This is a genomic window from Sneathiella sp., from assembly GCF_041689005.1.
Classification (GTDB): Bacteria; Pseudomonadota; Alphaproteobacteria; order Sneathiellales; family Sneathiellaceae; genus Sneathiella.
This window is the reverse complement of the sequence record NZ_JBDNHC010000120.1, coordinates 1-18,070: the sequence shown is the minus strand read 5'-3', so window position 1 is coordinate 18,070 and position 18,070 is coordinate 1. Positions and strand designations below refer to the sequence as shown.

Genomic DNA, 18,070 nt, shown 5'->3' with positions numbered 1-18,070 from the left:
CCCGCGATGAAAGATTTGTCGCGTTTAGCAAAATTTTCAGCTGCATATTCTAAGCCATGATTATTAAAACCCAACCGGTTAATCACGGCCTCATTTTCAACAAGTCGGAAAAGCCGGGGTTGGGGATTGCCGTTTTGCGAGACCGGCGTGATACTGCCAGCTTCTACAAAACCAAATCCAATCTTTCCAAGGGGTGTTAGTATTTCCGCGTTCTTGTCATAACCGGCCGCAATGCCGATGGGGTTTGGAAAAGACAGGCCAAACACAGTCGTTTGAAGGATTGGATCGGCATGGTTCGACACAGCCGGTATCATACCGGATTTCAGAGCCCGGATTGATAGTCTGTGGGCTTTTTCCGGCTCTATCAGGAAAAGCAAGGGACGCAGGACAGAATAGAAAAGCGACATAAAACTAGTCCAGCTCGGGAAAAATATGCACACCATCCGGTCCGAGCGGGAGGTCAACTGCGGCCACCACATATTTTGGTTCAAGCCCACCATATAAATGCGGAAATAATTGTCCGCCCCGCGCGCGTTCCCACTGTACATGCTCCCCAAGGACATCCGATTCCACCGATAACAGGACAAGATTGCGCGCGCCCTTTCGATGTTTGGCCGCACTTTCAGCTATTGTCTTTTTTGTCGAAAAATGAATAAAGCCATCCTCTTTATCGTCGGTAGTCCCAAGATAAATACCCGCGACGACGGCGGCTCGCCAGTCATCTTTATCCGCCATATGATAGATAATCGTCATATTCCCCATCCGGAATCAAGCACCAGAATTGTCCCGAGAAATTATAGAATGTCTCGCTGTTTGAACAGAAGAAACGATTTTAATTTGCTATGAGAGAGAACAGAGTTGCTTGCCTGCAATTGTCCTTTTCTGCTAGGAGTGAATTCTCCACTTTTTCAGGAGTAGTTCTACAATGGCAGGTGTGTTCTTCTACAAAGACGACTGGTTCGATGAATGCCCAAGGGTTTTGGGTCCGATGGACCATTCCTTCTGGATGGCATCCACGGTTTTTGACGGCGCCCGCGCCTTTCGCGGCATGGCCCCCGATCTCGATTTGCATTGCCAGCGTCTCAGCCGGTCTGCAAAGGCGCTCGGGTACAACCCGACTATGGAAGATGGCGAAGTTTTTGATCTTTGCAAACAGGCCGTCAGAAAGCTTCCCAAAGAATCAGAACTCTATATCCGCCCGATGTATTTCGCCCGTGACGGTTTCATTGATCCTGATCCGGACAGCGCCGAGTTCATTCTGGCCGTCTATGATAGCCCGATGCCAGACGCAAGCGGGTTTTCCGCGCATTTCGCCAGCCAGCGACGCCCGGCGCGCGATATGGCGCCGACGGACGCCAAGGCATCCTGCCTGTACCCGAATTCCGCCCGCGCCATTGTCGATGCCCGCAAGGCGGGATTCGACAATGCCATTCTGATGGACGCCAACAATAATGTTGCGGAATTCGCCACTTCCAACCTCTGGACAGTAAAGGACGGCGTTGCCTTCACGCCCGCGGCCAATGGCTGTTTTCTTGCCGGAATAACCCGGAGCCGGGTAAAACAGTTGGCGCAGGCCGTCGGGATAGAAGTACAGGAAACTTTTATGTCGCGAGAGGACGTCATGTCGGCCGATGAGGTGTTCAACAGTGGCAATTTCGGCAAGGTCATGCCAGCGACCCGTATTGAAAACCGGGAGCTGCAGCCGGGACCCGTCGCCCGCAAGCTCCGTGAAATGTATTTGGAATTTGCCCGCGAAAACCAGATATTTTAATCTTCATCCCGGTCAGCGGGAGCGGATCAATCCGCTCCCAGATCCGCACCTGTGAGTACCCGTTCAATCAGGGAAATGGTTTCCTCAATGCCATAAAGGGCAATGAAGGACCCCATGCGCGGGCCCTGCGATTGCCCCAGCAGCGTTTCATACAGCGCCTTGAACCAATCGCGAAGATTTTCAAACTCATTGTCATTGCCGACCTGGAACACCCGGTTCTGGATTTCGGCGGCGTCCGCATCTTCAGGCAAAGCCTTTAACAGGATCGCCAGTTCGCTCAAGGCCTTCCGCTCCTTATCCGTCGGTAAACGATACTGCTTCGAGGGTTTGACAAAATCATGGTAATAGGCGATGGCATAGCCAACCAGCTTGTCGAGTTCCGGATTGGTCTCAGGACTCGCGCCGTCCGCATAGCGGGAGATAAATCCCCAAAGGACCGACGGCTCGTGCGCATTCACCACCGCCGCCAGATTGAGCAGAATACCAAAGGTAATGGGCAGGCCCTCACTCGGCGGATGGCCGCTGTGAATATGCCAGACGGGATTGGCATATCTCTGCTTAGCTTCCTGTTCGGAATATTTCGCAAGAAAGGTGAAATATTCATCCACCGCCTTAGGAATCACATCAAAATGCAATCTTTTTGCCTTCTTCGGATTCTGGTACATGTACAGCGACAGGCTTTCCGGCGAGGCATATTTCAGCCAATCCTCGATGGTGATGCCGTTGCCCTTGGATTTGGAGATTTTTTTCCCCTCCTGATCCAGGAAAAGCTCGTAGTTAAATCCTTCCGGCGGCTTCTTGCCCAAAATCCGGACAATCCGGCTTGATAGCGTGACGCTGTCGATCAGGTCCTTACCTGCCATTTCATAGTCAACATCAAGAGCATGCCAGCGCATCGCCCAATCGACTTTCCATTGTAATTTGCAATGCCCCCCCGTAACCGGCACCGTCACGTCGTCGCCGGTTTCTGGGTCTTTATAAGTTACTGTTCCGGCCACCTCATCGCGAGCCGTTAGCGGCTCCTGAAGTACCTTGCCGGTACGCGGGCAGATGGGCAGAAACGGGGAATAGGTCGCCCTTCGTTCCGGTCCCAATGTCGGCAGAATGACATTGATGATGGCCTCATAGTTTTTCAGGACCAACATCAGGCTTTCATCAAACATGCCGGATTCATAACATTGCGTCGATGACATGAATTCATAGTCAAAGCCGAACTGGTCAAGAAAAGCCTGAAGTCGAGCATTGTTGTGCTCACCGAAGCTATTATGTGTTCCAAATGGGTCAGGTACAACCGTGAGCGGCTTGTTTAAATTTTCCGTCAGCAATTCCTGGTTCGGGACATTATCCGGAACCTTGCGCAGCCCGTCCATATCGTCGGAGAAGGCAATCAGGCGCGTTGGAATATCGGATAGCAGACTAAACGCATGACGAACCATCGTCGTTCGCGCGACTTCCCCGAACGTGCCCAGATGGGGCAGGCCGGACGGGCCATAGCCGGTTTCAAATAACACATAGCCTTTTGCTGGAGCGCCGTCTGCGTAGCGGTCCACAAGCTTTTTTGCCTCGACAAAAGCCCAGGAGTTGCTCGATAGTGCAATTTCAGCGTCTGATGACATAATGGCCTTCTCCAGAAGTACGCGGTCTTTGAAAGCGCGGAATGTAGGCGTACAAGGGCGTGGCGTCAACGAATGCTACCTACTAATCACCTTAAACAGGCGAAAATGACTGAAAAAACGGACAACAGTAATGACGGCGGCGAGGTTCGCCTCCCTGAGGTGCCGGTTCTGGTCGTGGGGGGCGATGCTGCCTGCTGGCTGACGGCGGACGGGGAGATCGAGACGACCAGTCTTAAGATCGCGGCGGCGAAGGTTATGGACGAGCCCCCCCTCGTCGTCCACCGCCTGAATGTGGCCCGGCATCTCGGCGTTCATGCCTTTCCCGCCTTTGACCTATTGGAGCTTTACGCCTTCGCCTACCCCGCGCGACAATGTCTTCCCACAGCAAGAGGCATTGCCAGCGCTGTTGGTCTGATCCCTTCAAGAGATCTGGCCGAGCAGGCACTCGCTCTCTTCGAGGCGACGAATATCATATTATCATATTTAACCGGTTTAAATAATAGGCAGAGAAAAGAAGCCGCAGAAATCGCTTTTACCATGGGACTGGCCGGCTGGAACTGGGCTCCCTCCGTTCTTTCCGCACTGGGAACACCGGAAAAACAGGGGCGCTTCGGGGGTCTGGACGTCTGGCGTTCCCTGCCGGAATGGCCCGATTTTGCACCGGAGCCTCCTGCCGGCGACATCGCCGTAAGCGAAAACGAGGCCCGTGAAAGGCTAAAAGAGTTACTTGATGAAAACTCGGAGGCTCGCCCGCAACAGGCAGAGTTCAGTGCCATTACCTCGCATGCCTTTGTGCCGCGGGATCAGGCAGATGCTCCCAATATTGTGCTTGCCGAAGCAGGCACCGGAACCGGCAAGACGCTTGGGTATATCGCTCCCGCCAGTCTTTGGGCGGAGAAAAACGGCGCGCCGGTCTGGATCTCGACCTTCACCAAAAACCTTCAGCGCCAGATCGATGATGAACTCAACCGGCTTTATCCTGATCCTGTGGAAAAGTCGGAAAAGGCCGTTGTCCGCAAGGGTCGGGAGAATTATCTTTGCCTGCTGAATTTTGAGGAAGCCCTGCAGGGCGGCGCCGCACAAAAATCAGACCAGATCGTTCTTGGCCTCGTTGCCCGCTGGGTCGCGGCGACACGCGATGGCGATATGGTCGGCGGGGATTTCCCGGGTTGGTTGCTCGGACTGGAAGGCCGCTCTCGCATTACCCGGCTTGCTGACCGGCGCGGTGAATGCATTTATTCCGCCTGCCCACATTACCGGAAATGCTTTATTGAGAAATCCGGCCGAAAAGCGCGAAAAGCAAATATCGTCATTGCCAATCATGCGTTGGTAATGATCAATGGCGCCACCCGCCCCGATGATCCTTTCGCACCTAAACGCTATGTATTTGATGAAGGCCATCATTTGTTCGATGCCGCCGACAGCGCCTTTTCCGCCCATCTCACGGGCCAGGAAACAGCTGAGCTGCGACGCTGGGTCGCCGGAAATGATACGGGCCGCAAGAGCCGGATGCGCGGCCTTGAAAACCGCATTGCCGACCTTATCGGTGCCGATGATGCCGGGGCAGACGCCTTGCAGGCGGCCATTATGGCGGGCCGAAAACTGCCGACAGACGGGTGGCTCGCCCGTGTCAGGGAGGCGACCCCGAGCGGGCCGATGGAGGAATTTCTTATGCATGTTCGCACCCAGGTCCTTGCCCGATGCGGTCAGCCGGACAGTCCATATTCGATAGAATGTGCTGTTGGCGATACCGTTCCGGGCCTATCCAAAGCGGCGCACAAGCTGGAAAAGACACTTGCCGCTCTCGCCGCCCCCATGGCAAAGCTCGCAAAAATCCTTATCAATCGACTTGATGAGGAGGCAGAAGAACTCGATAGTTCAACCCGCTATCGTATTGAGGCCGCAGTGCAGGGCCTCGTCCGGCGCAATAGCATGAATATTGCGCCATGGCGGGCGATGTTGAAGGAAATCGCCGCACCGACACCGGAAGGCTTTGTCGACTGGTTTGCCATAGACCGTATCGCCGGACGTGAGCTTGATCTTGGTTATTACCGGAGTTATATCGACCCGACCAAGCCCTTCGCCGAGGTTATTCTCAAACCCGCGCATGGTGTCGTTATCACCTCTGCGACCCTGCGCGACAATTATGAGGAAGAAGAAAGCTGGCAGGCGGCTGATATGCGCACCGGGGCCCATCATATGGTGTTACCGCCGTTACGGGCTCATCTTGCCTCGCCGTTTGATTTTGCCCGACAGACCCGTGTTATTGTGGTGACCGATGTCCGCCGTGATCATATGAAGGAGGTATCTGCGGCCTACCGCGAATTGTTCCTAGCCAGCGGTGGCGGTGCCATCGGCTTGTTCACAGCCATCTGGCGGCTGCGGGCCGTCCATGAAAATATCCGGGCGCCTCTCGCCGCCGCGGGTTTAAATCTTCATGCGCAGCATCAAGATGCACTGGATACCGCAACGCTGGTTGATATCTTCCGCGAAGAGGAGAACTCGATATTACTCGGTACTGACGCCGTTCGCGACGGCGTTGACGTTCCGGGCCGGTCGTTGCGGCTGATTGTTTTCGATCGGGTGCCCTGGCCCCGGCCAGACCTTAAACATAAGGCCCGCAAAGCAGCCTTCGGTGGCGGCAAGTATGACGACAAGCTGACGCGGCTTAAACTCAAGCAGGCCTATGGCCGGCTGCTCCGGCGCGAAGATGATTTCGGTGTATTTATCATGCTCGACAGTATGATGCCCTCCCGTCTGGCTTCCGCCTTTCCGCCCGAAGTTGACATCCAGCGGCTAGGCCTTAAGGATACAATCGCTCTCACCCGGCGCTTTATTACCGAGAAAGAACAAGCATTTAAAAAAAATATCATTGGATAATCAGTACCGAACCACATATCCTGCGTACATATTTTTAAAATAAAACCGGAGATACTGTCGTATGACGACCCTCAACCTGCATACTGCCCTTATTTCGACCATGGTCATTGTATCCGCCGCAGATCGCGAAATGACGGACCGGGAGCTCTTCACAATCGGAGAGATTGTCCGCACCCTTCCCGTTTTTTCTGATTACGATGAAGATCATCTTCCCGGCGACGCGACGACCTGCGTTGATATGCTGAATGGCGATCAGGCATTGGAAGAAATCGTCAGCAAAATACGGGCGGTCCTGCCGAAGAAACTCTATGATACGGCCTACGCCCTTGCCTGCGATATTGCCGTCTCTGATGGTCAGCTCAGCCAAGAGGAATTGCGGATGCTTGAAATGCTGCGGCATGGTCTTGACGTCGACCGTTTGACAGCCGCGGCCATCGAGCGGGGTGCCGCCGTTCGATTTATTCGCGTTTGATTGGAAAAACGGGCCTCCCCAATAATAATCTGTTCTATATTAACGGGCGCAGGCTTACGAACTTCACATTTACGCTATATTGCTGAATTTCATGGTTATATCGCGCATTTTCCCTATCCTGTCAGGAAATTGCATGAGGTAACTGATTGTTGGACTTTATTTCTGACCATGAGCCGGCCATCCGGCTGAGTTTTTTCCTTGGAACGATTTTTGCGGTCGGGCTATGGGAAATACTGGCGCCGAAACGCCGTAAAAGCGTCTCGACCCTCTGGCGATGGACAAATAATTTCGCCGTAACCTTTATTAATACATTTCTCTTGAGGATTCTTTTCCCCCTGCTTGCCGTCGGAGTTGCGGCGATTGCGGCCGATAACGGCTGGGGGCTGCTCAATCTTGTCGAGATGCCAATTGCCTTGTCCATCATCATCGGGGTGGTTGCCCTCGATTTTGTAATCTACTGGCAACATGTCGTCTCTCATCGCGTCCCGTTTCTATGGCGGTTTCACAAGATGCATCACGCCGATGTTGATTACGATCTTTCAACCGGCGCCAGGTTTCACCCGGTCGAGATTGTCCTGTCAATGCTGTTGAAACTCGGCGCCGTGCTGGCTCTCGGGCCCTCTGTGGTCGCCGTGATTATTTTTGAGATAGCCCTCAGTTCCATAACCATGTTCAACCATGCGAATGCCGGATTGCCGTCAGCGATTGATGCGGTCATCCGGCGGTTCATCGTCACCCCCGATATGCATCGGGTTCATCATTCGGTGATCCGGAGCGAGCATGACAGTAATTTCGGCTTTAATCTTCCCTGGTGGGACTATTTGTTTGGCACCTACACCGCCGCGCCGTCGAAAGGCCACAGTGGCATGACAATCGGGCTCAATGAATATCAGGCGGACCGGAAGCAGAGTATGTTCTGGATGCTTGCGCTTCCCTTCCGTCGCGGCTGATTATCCCGGAATTCTGAGATCGGACTTATCGAGCGAAAAATCCTCATATTTACTCCAGAGGTTTAAAAATTCCTCGAGATGCTGGTTCACTTCCCGGCTGGCGTCCTGAAAGACCTTTGCATTGAACAATAATACATCTGAAAAATAATCTGCCCGTATCCAGGCGCTCAGTCTGCCCAGAATAATCATCCCTTCCTTCACATCATTGATATGGCCAAGACGATCCTGCATCTGGACAAGTAACGTGAACCCTTCCTGCAATTTCTGCTCGTGAAAAAGCGACGCGAAAAATCGCAGATGATACCGGGACTTTTTGATGTATTTGCGAATATCGTGTAATTCCGCTGCCGACAAATGGGTCACATCCGCGCCCTGATTAAGAAGCGCTATGCTTCCCTCATCTATAGTGACAAGGGCAAATGGAGCAATCGGATCCTTCAGGACCTTCCTCGCGGACCGGCCAAGTTTTTCGGCCCAGTTACTTTTCCGCCAAACATCAAAGGCCTTGGTGGTTCGTTCAAAATGGCCGCCAAATATTTCCCGGGTGATCGTCTCATACTCATCCTCGCGAACGGCTTTCCCCTGTCGGAGCAATTCCTCCTCGGCACGCTGGAATTTCGTGTAGTTGGGACCCGGTGCAAGTGTTCCGTTCAAGAACACGTCCATGTTCCGGGCATCTCCCAAAAGATTTCCAAAATATCTGAATTCCCGGTTGAATCCCGTTCGAACCTCTTTTGGAATGATTTGCCTGAAAATATTGAGAGCCACCCTTATCCGTCGCACGCCGATCCTGATTTGCATCAGGGCCGCCGCGTCCTCATTTTTCTTGAATTGCCTGAAATTGGTTTTCAAGTGATGAGCAGACTCCCGAAAAATCAGTTTTGCCGCCGTTTCAACATCAAGATTACCGGACAGATCAATATCCGGTAATTTATAGGCGGTCGGCGTCACCATGGATTATCTCTACTTTCAAAAGTTTACGGACGGGATCAAAGCGCTTATGGTAATCAGTTCCACATCTATAATGCAAGTTAGAGAAAAAGAATGAAGAAACTGGATGACTGGGTTGGCAAGCAGGAGAAACGGGTCGAAATTATCCATCAGCAATCACTAAACGGCTATGCCGCGCTAATGGATGAGGATATTCCAGCCTCTGCTCTTGTCCCGCCGGGGGGACATTGGATGTATTTTCTCCCCACCGACAAACAATCGCGACTTGACCTGGATGGCCATGCCTTCAAGGGTGATTTCCTGCCGCCAATAGAATTACCAAGGCGGATGTGGGCCGGTGGCCGCCTCTCATTTAACAACCCTCTACAGGCTGGCGACCTCGCGGAAAAAACGTCGACTATAAAAAGCGTCACCCCGAAAGAGGGACGAACGGGGAAACTTGTCTTCGTCACGGTCGAGCACGAAATCCGCAACGAAAAAGGTCTGTGCCTGACGGAAGAACATGACCTGGTGTTCCGCGCCGCCTCAACGGAGGGGGTCTCTGGCACCAAACAGCCGCAAGCGGCGCCGACGGACGGAGAATGGGACGTCACGATCACGCCTGACCCCGTCATGCTCTTTCGGTATTCAGCTCTGACATTCAATGGCCATCGCATTCATTACGACCGCGAATATTGTATTAACGAAGAGGGCTACCCTGGGCTGATTGTCCATGGCCCGCTGCTCGGGACATTGTTGATGCGCCTTGCTGTTCAGAAAATGAACAGCCGCAGTCTCAAAAACTTCAATTTCAGGAATTATAACCCGATTTTCGACACCAGACCGTTCACAATCACGGGTAAAGCGGACAGTGAGGACCGCTGCACCGTCTGGGTCAAAGGTCCAGACGGTGAACTTGCTGTTTCCGCCACTGCTGAGTTCTAGAGCCGACAGAGTATCAGGTAGATATTACTTAGTCGATTTCATTGCGCCTGCGTCCTCGACATGAACCGTGACCGTTATGTCGCCGGCACGGGCGAAAGTCAGTGTCAACGGGAAGGTCTTGCCCTTGGTTAGATCTTCCTTGAGTCCCATCAGCATCACGTGGAAGCTGCCGGGCTTGAGGATCACGGTTTCGCCGGATACGATAATAATTTCATCTCTGTGGAGCATGCCCATTACGCCGTCCTTCATAACGGACTCATGAACTTCCGCACGATCAGCAATCGGAGTTGACGCCGATATCAGCCGATCAGGATGGTTCGCGGTATTCTGGATAGTTAGAAAGGCACCTCCGACGACGGCCCCGGACGGCCGCTCCCGCGACCAGGCATCCTTGACGGTGATGTCCTGTTTTTCCGCGCTAAAGGCAGGGGACATGGCCAAACCACCCCCTACTGTGAAAATAACTGCCAATATTAACGGTAAAAATCTCAATTTCATCATCGTTGATTGTTCCTTTTCTCGATTAAATTTGCTCTCGAATTTTTGCGGCCATGTCCTCCGCCGGTGTGCCGTAGGAGAACACCGTAACGAGTTTGCCATCCCGGCCCATCAAATAGGTGAATGAGGTGTGATTTACGAGATAATAATCCTGATCCTCTCCCTCCCCTTTTTCACCGTAAACCCTGTATTCATCCTTGATCTTGTCAATCTGGGCATCCGTTCCGGTCAGCCCAATGAGGGAGGGATCGAAGGCGCTGACAAAATCTGCCATCACGTCGACTGTGTCTCGCGCCGGATCGACGGTAACAAAAATCGGAACGACTTCGTCCGCGTCATCGCCCAATGCCTGCATTGCCAGCGAAATCGTCTGCATCTCGGTCGGGCAGACATCGGGGCAATTGGTATAGCCGAAAAAGACCAACATCAATTTGCCGCGAAAATCCTCGTCTGTCACGGTCTCACCCTTGTGATTAACCAATTCAAACGGGCCGCCTAATTGCGGTCCTCCAACAATGACGGTTGATTTTGAAGATGGACGGTCGCCGGGCATATTAAATTCACCGGAGACCCATAGTCCAATCCCAAGCGAGCTGACCAGCAGGAAAAAGACAATAAAAAAGCCAAATATTTTATTCATTTAAACGCCTCACAAAGAAACAACCTGGTGTGTAATCCGTGCCGTTTACGGGCTGATCCTTATTGTACGCCATGCATAAACCGGCAGAATACTAGACTACGAGTACAATAATGCGATGCGGCATTGTAACGCAGTCGGGATGAAATGCACATTATCGAAGATTGACCGTCAAACCTTCTGGCGATACCCTTGTTGTCACAAGCCAATTATAATCCGACTTGGATCTTTCTCGCTATCCGGCACATAAAATATGAGCGTCTTTTTAGTTAAACGATTATTGACACTGATGGCGACCTTGATCGGCGCGTCCATGATCATTTTTCTGGTTATGGAGATACTTCCCGGCAATCCCGCGTTGGTCATCCTGGGGGTTGATGCGTCCGATGAGGCGGTGCTCTCTCTTACCCGTGAACTTGGCCTCGACCGCCCTGCCCCCGTGCGATACTGGGACTGGATCAGCGGGCTATTTCATGGATATATGGGGCATAGCTACGCCTATAAAGTGCCTGTCTGGGAGCTTGTCGGGGGCGCGCTTGGCATTACCATTCCGCTGGCTCTCATGTCCCTTGTCCTGAGTATCATTCTGGCCCTCGCAATCGGACTTTATGCCGCGGCAAATCATAACAAAGCCGGAGATGTAACCTTGATGGGCATCAGCCAATTGGGCATTTCCATCCCGAATTTCTGGCTCGCCATCTTGCTGATTATTCTGTTCGCCATACAACTTCGATGGCTGCCCGCAGGCGGATTTCCCGGTTGGGATGAAGGTATCCTTAAATGCCTAACGGCCCTGCTGCTGCCCGCCATCGCATTATCAACCGTTGTTGGCGCCATACTGGCCCGGATTACCCGATCGTCCGTTCTTGAGGTTTTTCGCGAGGATTATGTACGAACAGCCCGCGCCAAGGGATTGAGCGAGCGGGCAACACTCTGGCGGCATGTTTTACGCAATGCGTTGATTCCGGTCCTGACCGTCACCGGCATTCAGTTTGCCGCCCTGCTGACCGGAACGGTTGTTGTCGAGAATGTCTTCCATATTCCGGGCTTAGGGTCCCTTGTGCTGAAAGCCATTAATAACCGTGACACCATCGTTGTCGAGAATGTTGTATTGCTTTTGGCAACGATGGTTATCACGGTGAATTTTATTGTTGATATTCTGTATGCCGTCGTTGATCCGCGTTTGAAAGCTCACGACATATGAGTACAAACCGGTCCACCTCCTTCGCTAGCCGCAGCCGGAAAAGCCGCAGTTTTGTCATTGGCAGTGTAATGACAGGCTTCTTGTTACTCTGCGCCGTCATCTCGCTTTTCTGGACGCCGGGATCAGCCTTTGATATCTCTATCGCAAATCGGTTCCTGCCCCCTTCTGCCGATCACTGGCTGGGGACGGATCAATTTGGACGAGACATTATCTCGATGCTGATGACCGGAACTCAAAACTCGATCGTCGTTGCCGTCGTCGCCGTCTCTATCGGACTTTCCATTGGCGTCAGTCTTGGATTGCTGGCGGCTGCGAGAGGCGGTTGGACGGAAGAGCTGATCATGCGGTTCAGTGATTTTTCCTTTGCCTTTCCGGCAATCCTGTCTGCCATTATGCTGACCGCGATTTTGGGGCCGGGCGGTGTCAATTCCATCCTTGCGATCGGGCTTTACAATATCCCGGTATTTGCAAGATTGACCCGCGGATCCGCCAATGCAATCTGGACGCGGGAGTTTGTCATGGCAGCCCGGGCCGCTGGCAAAGGACGTTTCCGCATCACTTTTGAGCATATCCTGCCCAATATTCTGTCGATCATCGTCGTGCAGGCGACCATCCTGTTTGCCATTGCCATTCTTGCTGAGGCTGCCCTTTCCTACCTTGGTCTCGGTACGCAGCCGCCGGACCCGTCTTGGGGCCGGATGCTGAATGAGGCTCAGGCGCTGATATTCCTCGACCCGATGCAGGCGATTTATCCCGGTCTTGCCATCGCCATTGCCGTTTTCGGGCTGAACCTGCTCGGCGACGGCCTGCGCGATATACTTGATCCCAGACTGTCAAGGACCCGCTGAACATGACCTTACTCTCTGTCCATGATCTCAGCGTTTTTCTTGCGACCAGCGACGGCCCTGCGCGGGCGGTCCGAAACCTGACCTTTACGCTTGAAAGAGGGCAAACCCTCGGAATTGTGGGCGAAAGCGGCTGTGGAAAATCAATGACTGCCCTCGCCCTGATGCGCCTTCTTCCTGAACGCAGCACGACAACAGGCGAGATTATCCTTGATGGCAGCGATCTGCAGAAACAATCCGAATCCGAGATGTGCCATGTTCGTGGCAACAGAATGGCAATGATTTTTCAGGAACCAATGACGTCGCTCAATCCTGTCCACACCGTTGGCCGGCAGATCATGGAACCGCTCAGGCTTCACAGGGGCTTGTCGATTACCGAAGCACGGCAGGAGGCGATACGCCTTCTCGACCGGGTTGGTATTCCAAACCCTATGAAACGTATTGAAAATTATCCGCATCAACTGTCAGGAGGGCAGCGTCAACGGGTAATGATTGCCATGGCCCTCTCCTGTGGGCCCGATATCCTGATCGCCGATGAGCCGACAACTGCCCTTGATGTCACCATTCAGGACCAGATCCTCGATCTCATTCAGGTTTTGGTGCACGAAGAAGGAATGGCGCTCATCCTTATTTCCCATGATCTGGGCGTTATTTCCGAAAATACCGATAATGTCATGGTTATGTATGGTGGCGCGGCCGTGGAGACCGGCAAAACCGCCCATATTTTCGACGATCTTTCCCATCCCTATACTCAAGGGCTGTTCGCGGCCATGCCTAGGCTCGGGCGGGCCCGGGGCAGCCGGCTTGTCACAATTCCGGGAACCGTTCCCGATCTCGTCAGCCTGCCTTCGGGCTGCACTTTCACTGATCGGTGCCCACTGGCAACGGAAATTTGCCGAGACACGCCTCCGCCTGTGATAGTAGCCGCGGCGGATCACAATGTCGCCTGCCATCACCTGTCCGAGGCCCGTAGCAAGAGAACAGAGGAGCTGTTTTCATGACCCAAACGTTAGCCCGGGTCCCTGTATTGGAAGTAAAGGATCTGGTGCGCCATTACCGACTGCCGCGGGAAAGTCTGTTTGCCAAACCGGGCCATGTCTACGCACTAAACGGCGTTAGTTTCCAGATTCAGAAAGGCAAAAGTTTCGGCATTGTTGGCGAGAGCGGCTGCGGAAAATCAACGCTTGCCCGCAATGTCATGGCCCTTGAAGAAACCGATTCAGGCTCGGTCCGGATCCTCGGAAAGGAAGTTATCGGCCTGACCTTCGACGAGTTGCGTCCGTTGCGCCGCCATTTCCAGATGGTATTTCAGGATCCCTACGGTTCCCTCGATCCGCATCATACAGTCGGCCGGATCGTGTCGGAGCCATTGGCTGCCCTCGGCGCCATTACGACGGCCGAGCGAAGGCAGCGCGTCGAACATGTGCTTGAATCGGTGGGCCTCAAGAAACAGGACGTCGCCAAGTACCCGCATGAATTTTCAGGCGGCCAGCGCCAGCGGATTGCCATTGCCCGGGCGCTGATTACCCATCCCGAACTTATCGTCGCTGACGAAGCCGTCTCCGCCCTTGATGTTTCGGTTCAGGCGCAAGTCCTCAATCTCTTGAAGGACCTTCAGGAAGAATTTGGCGTGACCTATATGTTCATCAGTCACGATCTTGCGGTTGTCGAGTATCTTTGCGATGAAGTGGCCGTGATGTATCTCGGCGAGATCGTCGAAAAAGGGAAAACCGAGGATCTTTTCGCCACTCCAGCGCATCCATATACGCGCATTCTACTGGATGCCGTGCCAGTAGCCGGTGCGACGAAAAGACGTGAACGAATTAAACTGAAAGGCAATGTGACCGGTCAGACGGAGCAGCGAACAGGATGCTCGTTTCGCGATCGATGTCCCATGGCACAGGAGATCTGCGCGACCCTCAAGCCACCCCTCGTCGAGGTTCAAGCCGATCATGTCGCCGCCTGCCATTTTTCAGCAGACCTGCTCGAAAGCAGCAAAAGCAGGGGCATCGACTGACCACGCTCAATAAGGCTGGCCATCCTTATGCGTGAACTGCCAATTTCCGTCTGCGCCCAACGCGGCTTTTAGATCATCTTTCGGATAGCTGCCTTCATCACCCGGCCTCCGATCTCCGATTTCAAGGTAAACCACATCGGATTTCGTTCGGTTGACCAGTTGATGGGCCTCGCCGCGAGCGGGGAAACCGGCGCAATATCCGGGTTTCAGAATAACTTCTGCGGACTCCGTGACAAGGGTCGGCTCCCCTTCCAGAACATAGATAAACTCATCCTGCTTGCTGTGCTTGTGCAAAAGGGCGGACTCACCGCCGGGAAACAGCCTGGTCAGGTTGACACCGAAATTACCGAGGCCGAATACGTCACCCAGCTGCCGCTTTTCCCGGCCACTCATTCGGCTAAAAAACGGCTCGGGGTAGTTTGACGGCTTGACACGCGGGGCAACATCTTCCGCCTTTACGCTGGTTACACCCGCCGACGTTTCCTTTGTAGAATCAGGAGTCTCCGTCATCGCAGGTTATTCCCCCTTTTTGTCTTTAAAGTCCAGCGCAGCGGAATTCAGGCAATATCGGAGTCCGGTCGGCTGCGGTCCATCCGGGAAGACATGGCCCAGATGCGCATCGCATTTATTGCAAATGACCTCTGTCCGTTTCATGAAAAGGCCGCGATCATCCACTTCGCCAACTTTTTCGGCATCCATCGGGTCCCAGAAACTTGGCCAGCCGGTTCCGGAGTCAAATTTTGTGTCTGAAGAGAACAGAGGTTCCCCGCAGCATACGCAAGCGTAGACACCGGGTTTCTTGTTGTCGTTATACTCACCGGTAAATGCTCTTTCCGTGCCTTTTTTGCGCGCGACCCGATATTGCTCGGGCGTGAGCTCCTGCCGCCATTCCGCATCACTTTTCACAATTTTTTCACTCATGTCTGCCTCTTCTTCCTGCGGGAAAACTATTTATTGAACAGTCCCATATCAATCTTAAATATAGGAGAAGTTGGAGAAATGTCATTCACAATACTTGACGAATTTAGCAGCTTCGCGGAAAATGCGGAGGTTGAAGCGATCAGGAGCGATTATGAGCGAGGTTGTAAGTTTCGACGATCACTATTTGACCCGATCGGCGCGGAGTGCAAGATCGGGGCAATTACAAGCTCCTGTATTCTTCAATCGGGCGGAGCTCGGCCAAATTTTTCAAGTATACGGGAGAATGGTCGCCCGGTCCGAGTGGCGCGATTATGCCATTGGTCAGAACAAGACTGCCTGTATATTCGCAATTTTTCACCGCACGGCCGATCGCCCTCTTTTCCGGATTTACAAGGAACCTAGACTTGCCGCCAAACAGGGGGCCTATTCGGTCCTTGCTCAGAATGGCCGTATTCTGAAACGCGGAAAAACCTTGGCCCAGGTCCTTAAGGTTTTTGATCGCAAGCGCTTTGACACCATCGAAGATGATTAGCGTGAGGCTCACGCAAGGGTGAAACCAGTTGATTTGATAAAAAGCCGGATTTTCTGGAATATGCTCCGGAACAGCATAGCATTTTCAGCCAAAACGGAGATATCAAATGGGATACCGCGTCTATCGTTTTTCAATGGCCGCGGGGTTGGCCGCCCTCATCTTAAGCGCATCACCATTGCTTCATGCGGAGGAAGCAGCAACGGTCATCACTTTGACCCAAACGCCGTGCCAATTTATCGAGGCAGAAGATGGCATTGACCGTGGATTTACCTCCCAGCAGCAATCTGACTGCGAAAAGATTAATGCGGAAACCGGTGAAAAAAGAGTAGCCGAATCCAAGGCTCGTACCCTCAAGCCCGGCAAATATATCTTTCGGGTGACCAATAAAAATGTCCCCTACTCACTCGGTTTCTGGGTGCGCGACAAGGATTATAACTGGGCCAACCCTCTCGACAAACTCACCAAGACGAGTGTTTCCGGCGGCGGGCTCGATACCGGCGTGACCCTGGACTATGTCGTCGAGCTAAAGGAGGGAGAATATCTGTATTCCTGCCCGCTCAACACCACGCCGGATTATAACCTGCACGTGACGAACTAGGGGCCGACTTAAACGGGAAGCCCGAGTTTCCTGTATATGAAGCTCATCAGCCAAGCCGGACCAATCAGCAGAAATTGGATATCCTTGAAAAAGGAGGGCTTCCGGCCTTCGATCTGATGGCCGATGAACTGGAAGGCCCAGGCAATGACGAAGGCAATAACCGCGAACTGCCACAGCGGCAGACCTGCCACCGGCGCCTGCAGGTAAAGCACTACCAGAGCCGCACAAAGAGCAGCTAAAAGAGCCATACCGATTGCCAATGTCCATGAAAGAAAGAGGTAATAGACAATTGTCGCCGCCAACGCGATTGTCGCCCAGTTCAGATACGCGAGACTTGAGAAACTGTCCGGGACCGGTATTTCCCATAACATGGCAACGATTGTCCAGACGATAACGGGAACGGCAAACCAGTGGATCAACTTGTTGCGCTTGTTCTGGTGGCTGATGCCATATTCTGCCAACAAGGAAAGTACCCGTCGGTGTTCCGCGTTTACTGCTGCCTCTTGCGCCATAATATATCTCCCTAAATATTCCCCTTGCTGCGTTGCACCTGGGCCATCAGGTTTGCCTCCATCGGGACGTTTTTCCTAAATGCGAGGCGCTTTTTAACAATCGGATACGCTCTTTCCATATCACCGGACTTTATCAAGCTGGTTAGCCAAGCGAGCTCGAACAGGTCCCTCTGGGCATGGCTTCCCCCAACTTCCTGAAAGCGCGGCTGTGCGCCTTCAAGCTGCCGGACCGCCTCCTTGTAATTCCCCTCGACGATCGCGATAAATCCCCGCGTCGCCGGCAGAGCTACCCCCGCCCAGGTCTTCCGAAGCAACTCGGGCGCCTCCCGTGCCTGCCTCTCCATTCCCGTCATCAGTTTTTCCAGCGCATCCTGGTGTCTTCCCTTCGCCAACGCATAGCCATAATGCATATCGAAAAACGGCTGGTCATTGACAAGATATCGTGTCGCAACGTATTTGCTCACATCATCCCACCGGTCCCCTACATCAACCCCCAGCTGCTCCAGACGCCAGAGCAATGATACAGAATTTACCTGGTCTAAACTGTAAGATTTATCGACGCCCCATACTTTTTCATCATAGATCTTGAGCGGCGTTTCATAATCCTCCTGCTCCAGATAAAACAGGGACTGATGCCACCAGTTATGCGTCAGCATGAAGCTGTTGCGATCCTCCCATTCGTCGGACAGCCCCTGCATCCACTTGATCCCCTCATCAAGCCGTCCCTGCGTCAGCATGACAT

General features: G+C 53.1%; 19 protein-coding genes and 2 pseudogenes. 11 read left to right on the top strand and 10 right to left on the bottom strand.

Translation table 11 applies throughout. The features are described 5' to 3' along the window. Positions 1–407, bottom strand: a pseudogene (locus tag ACESNI_RS13715) (dihydroorotate dehydrogenase (quinone)); the annotation flags it as partial. 4 nt (positions 408–411) lie between these two features. Then, the gene (locus ACESNI_RS13710) at positions 412–753 is read right to left on the bottom strand and encodes a DUF952 domain-containing protein (protein ID WP_373087792.1); all 342 of its coding nucleotides are present in this window, start codon (positions 751–753) and stop codon (positions 412–414) included. 172 nt (positions 754–925) lie between these two features. Here ACESNI_RS13710 and ACESNI_RS13705 point away from each other — a divergent pair, with 172 nt between their 5' ends. Continuing rightward, the gene (locus tag ACESNI_RS13705) at positions 926–1,771 is read left to right on the top strand and encodes a branched-chain amino acid aminotransferase (protein WP_373087790.1); all 846 of its coding nucleotides are present in this window, start codon (positions 926–928) and stop codon (positions 1,769–1,771) included. Between the two features lie 26 nt (positions 1,772–1,797). Here the strand turns inward: ACESNI_RS13705 and ACESNI_RS13700 are convergent, their stop codons facing one another. Beyond that, positions 1,798–3,387, bottom strand: a complete 1,590-nt coding sequence (locus ACESNI_RS13700) for a lysine--tRNA ligase (protein WP_373087787.1) — start codon at positions 3,385–3,387, stop codon at positions 1,798–1,800. Between the two features lie 105 nt (positions 3,388–3,492). Here ACESNI_RS13700 and ACESNI_RS13695 point away from each other — a divergent pair, with 105 nt between their 5' ends. The 3 genes from ACESNI_RS13695 (at position 3,493) to ACESNI_RS13685 (ending at position 7,689) form a co-directional block, all read left to right on the top strand. After that, entirely contained in the window at positions 3,493–6,267 is a 2,775-nt protein-coding gene (locus ACESNI_RS13695) for an ATP-dependent DNA helicase (RefSeq protein WP_373087785.1), read from the top strand. A gap of 61 nt (positions 6,268–6,328) precedes the next feature. Further along, positions 6,329–6,739, top strand: a complete 411-nt coding sequence (locus ACESNI_RS13690; protein WP_373087783.1) for a tellurite resistance TerB family protein — start codon at positions 6,329–6,331, stop codon at positions 6,737–6,739. Positions 6,740–6,885: 146 nt separating this feature from the next. After that, entirely contained in the window at positions 6,886–7,689 is an 804-nt protein-coding gene (locus ACESNI_RS13685; RefSeq protein ID WP_373087781.1) for a sterol desaturase family protein, read from the top strand. Here ACESNI_RS13685 and ACESNI_RS13680 read toward each other — a convergent pair whose 3' ends face one another. Further along, positions 7,690–8,643, bottom strand: a complete 954-nt coding sequence (locus ACESNI_RS13680) for a CHAD domain-containing protein (protein WP_373087779.1) — start codon at positions 8,641–8,643, stop codon at positions 7,690–7,692. 90 nt (positions 8,644–8,733) lie between these two features. Between ACESNI_RS13680 and ACESNI_RS13675 the strand changes: the two genes are divergently transcribed. After that, a complete protein-coding gene (locus ACESNI_RS13675; protein WP_373087777.1) occupies positions 8,734–9,564 on the top strand; it encodes a MaoC family dehydratase N-terminal domain-containing protein in 831 nt (276 codons plus the stop codon). 24 nt (positions 9,565–9,588) lie between these two features. Here the strand turns inward: ACESNI_RS13675 and ACESNI_RS13670 are convergent, their stop codons facing one another. Both ACESNI_RS13670 and ACESNI_RS13665 read right to left on the bottom strand, forming a co-directional pair. Then, a complete protein-coding gene (locus ACESNI_RS13670; RefSeq protein ID WP_373087776.1) occupies positions 9,589–9,999 on the bottom strand; it encodes a copper chaperone PCu(A)C in 411 nt (136 codons plus the stop codon). An 88-nt stretch (positions 10,000–10,087) separates the two neighbouring features. Next, a complete protein-coding gene (locus ACESNI_RS13665; protein ID WP_373087773.1) occupies positions 10,088–10,702 on the bottom strand; it encodes an SCO family protein in 615 nt (204 codons plus the stop codon). 250 nt (positions 10,703–10,952) lie between these two features. Here ACESNI_RS13665 and ACESNI_RS13660 point away from each other — a divergent pair, with 250 nt between their 5' ends. Genes ACESNI_RS13660 through ACESNI_RS13645 form a run of 4 tightly spaced genes read left to right on the top strand, consistent with a single transcriptional unit; the run spans position 10,953 to position 14,765 of the window. Continuing rightward, positions 10,953–11,903 (top strand): ABC transporter permease, encoded by a 951-nt coding sequence (locus tag ACESNI_RS13660; RefSeq protein WP_373087770.1) that lies wholly within the window; start codon positions 10,953–10,955, stop codon positions 11,901–11,903. Then, positions 11,900–12,751 carry an ABC transporter permease gene (locus ACESNI_RS13655; RefSeq protein ID WP_373087768.1) on the top strand — a complete coding sequence of 284 codons (852 nt, stop codon included), beginning with the start codon at positions 11,900–11,902 and terminating at the stop codon, positions 12,749–12,751. Before ACESNI_RS13660 ends, ACESNI_RS13655 begins: the two co-directional genes overlap by 4 nt. A gap of 2 nt (positions 12,752–12,753) precedes the next feature. Beyond that, positions 12,754–13,749 carry an ABC transporter ATP-binding protein gene (locus tag ACESNI_RS13650; RefSeq protein ID WP_373087766.1) on the top strand — a complete coding sequence of 332 codons (996 nt, stop codon included), beginning with the start codon at positions 12,754–12,756 and terminating at the stop codon, positions 13,747–13,749. Further along, on the top strand, positions 13,746–14,765 hold the full coding sequence (locus tag ACESNI_RS13645; protein ID WP_373087763.1) for an ABC transporter ATP-binding protein: 1,020 nt from the start codon (positions 13,746–13,748) through the stop codon (positions 14,763–14,765). Before ACESNI_RS13650 ends, ACESNI_RS13645 begins: the two co-directional genes overlap by 4 nt. A gap of 6 nt (positions 14,766–14,771) precedes the next feature. Here the strand turns inward: ACESNI_RS13645 and ACESNI_RS13640 are convergent, their stop codons facing one another. Together ACESNI_RS13640 and msrB are read right to left on the bottom strand one after the other, a co-directional pair. Beyond that, positions 14,772–15,275 (bottom strand): cupin domain-containing protein, encoded by a 504-nt coding sequence (locus ACESNI_RS13640; protein ID WP_373087760.1) that lies wholly within the window; start codon positions 15,273–15,275, stop codon positions 14,772–14,774. 6 nt (positions 15,276–15,281) lie between these two features. Next, positions 15,282–15,686: a peptide-methionine (R)-S-oxide reductase MsrB gene (gene msrB, locus ACESNI_RS13635; protein ID WP_373087758.1), complete on the bottom strand. Its 405-nt coding sequence runs from the start codon at positions 15,684–15,686 to the stop codon at positions 15,282–15,284. A gap of 121 nt (positions 15,687–15,807) precedes the next feature. Between msrB and ACESNI_RS13630 the strand changes: the two genes are divergently transcribed. Both ACESNI_RS13630 and ACESNI_RS13625 read left to right on the top strand, forming a co-directional pair. Further along, positions 15,808–16,218, top strand: coding sequence for a DUF2794 domain-containing protein (locus ACESNI_RS13630; protein WP_373087756.1), 411 nt, complete (start codon positions 15,808–15,810; stop codon positions 16,216–16,218). Between the two features lie 106 nt (positions 16,219–16,324). Continuing rightward, entirely contained in the window at positions 16,325–16,816 is a 492-nt protein-coding gene (locus tag ACESNI_RS13625; protein ID WP_373087753.1) for a hypothetical protein, read from the top strand. Between the two features lie 8 nt (positions 16,817–16,824). Here the strand turns inward: ACESNI_RS13625 and ACESNI_RS13620 are convergent, their stop codons facing one another. Together ACESNI_RS13620 and ACESNI_RS13615 are read right to left on the bottom strand one after the other, a co-directional pair. After that, positions 16,825–17,328, bottom strand: coding sequence for a DUF962 domain-containing protein (locus tag ACESNI_RS13620; RefSeq protein WP_373087750.1), 504 nt, complete (start codon positions 17,326–17,328; stop codon positions 16,825–16,827). 11 nt (positions 17,329–17,339) lie between these two features. Beyond that, positions 17,340–18,070: pseudogene (locus tag ACESNI_RS13615) on the bottom strand (tetratricopeptide repeat protein); the annotation flags it as partial.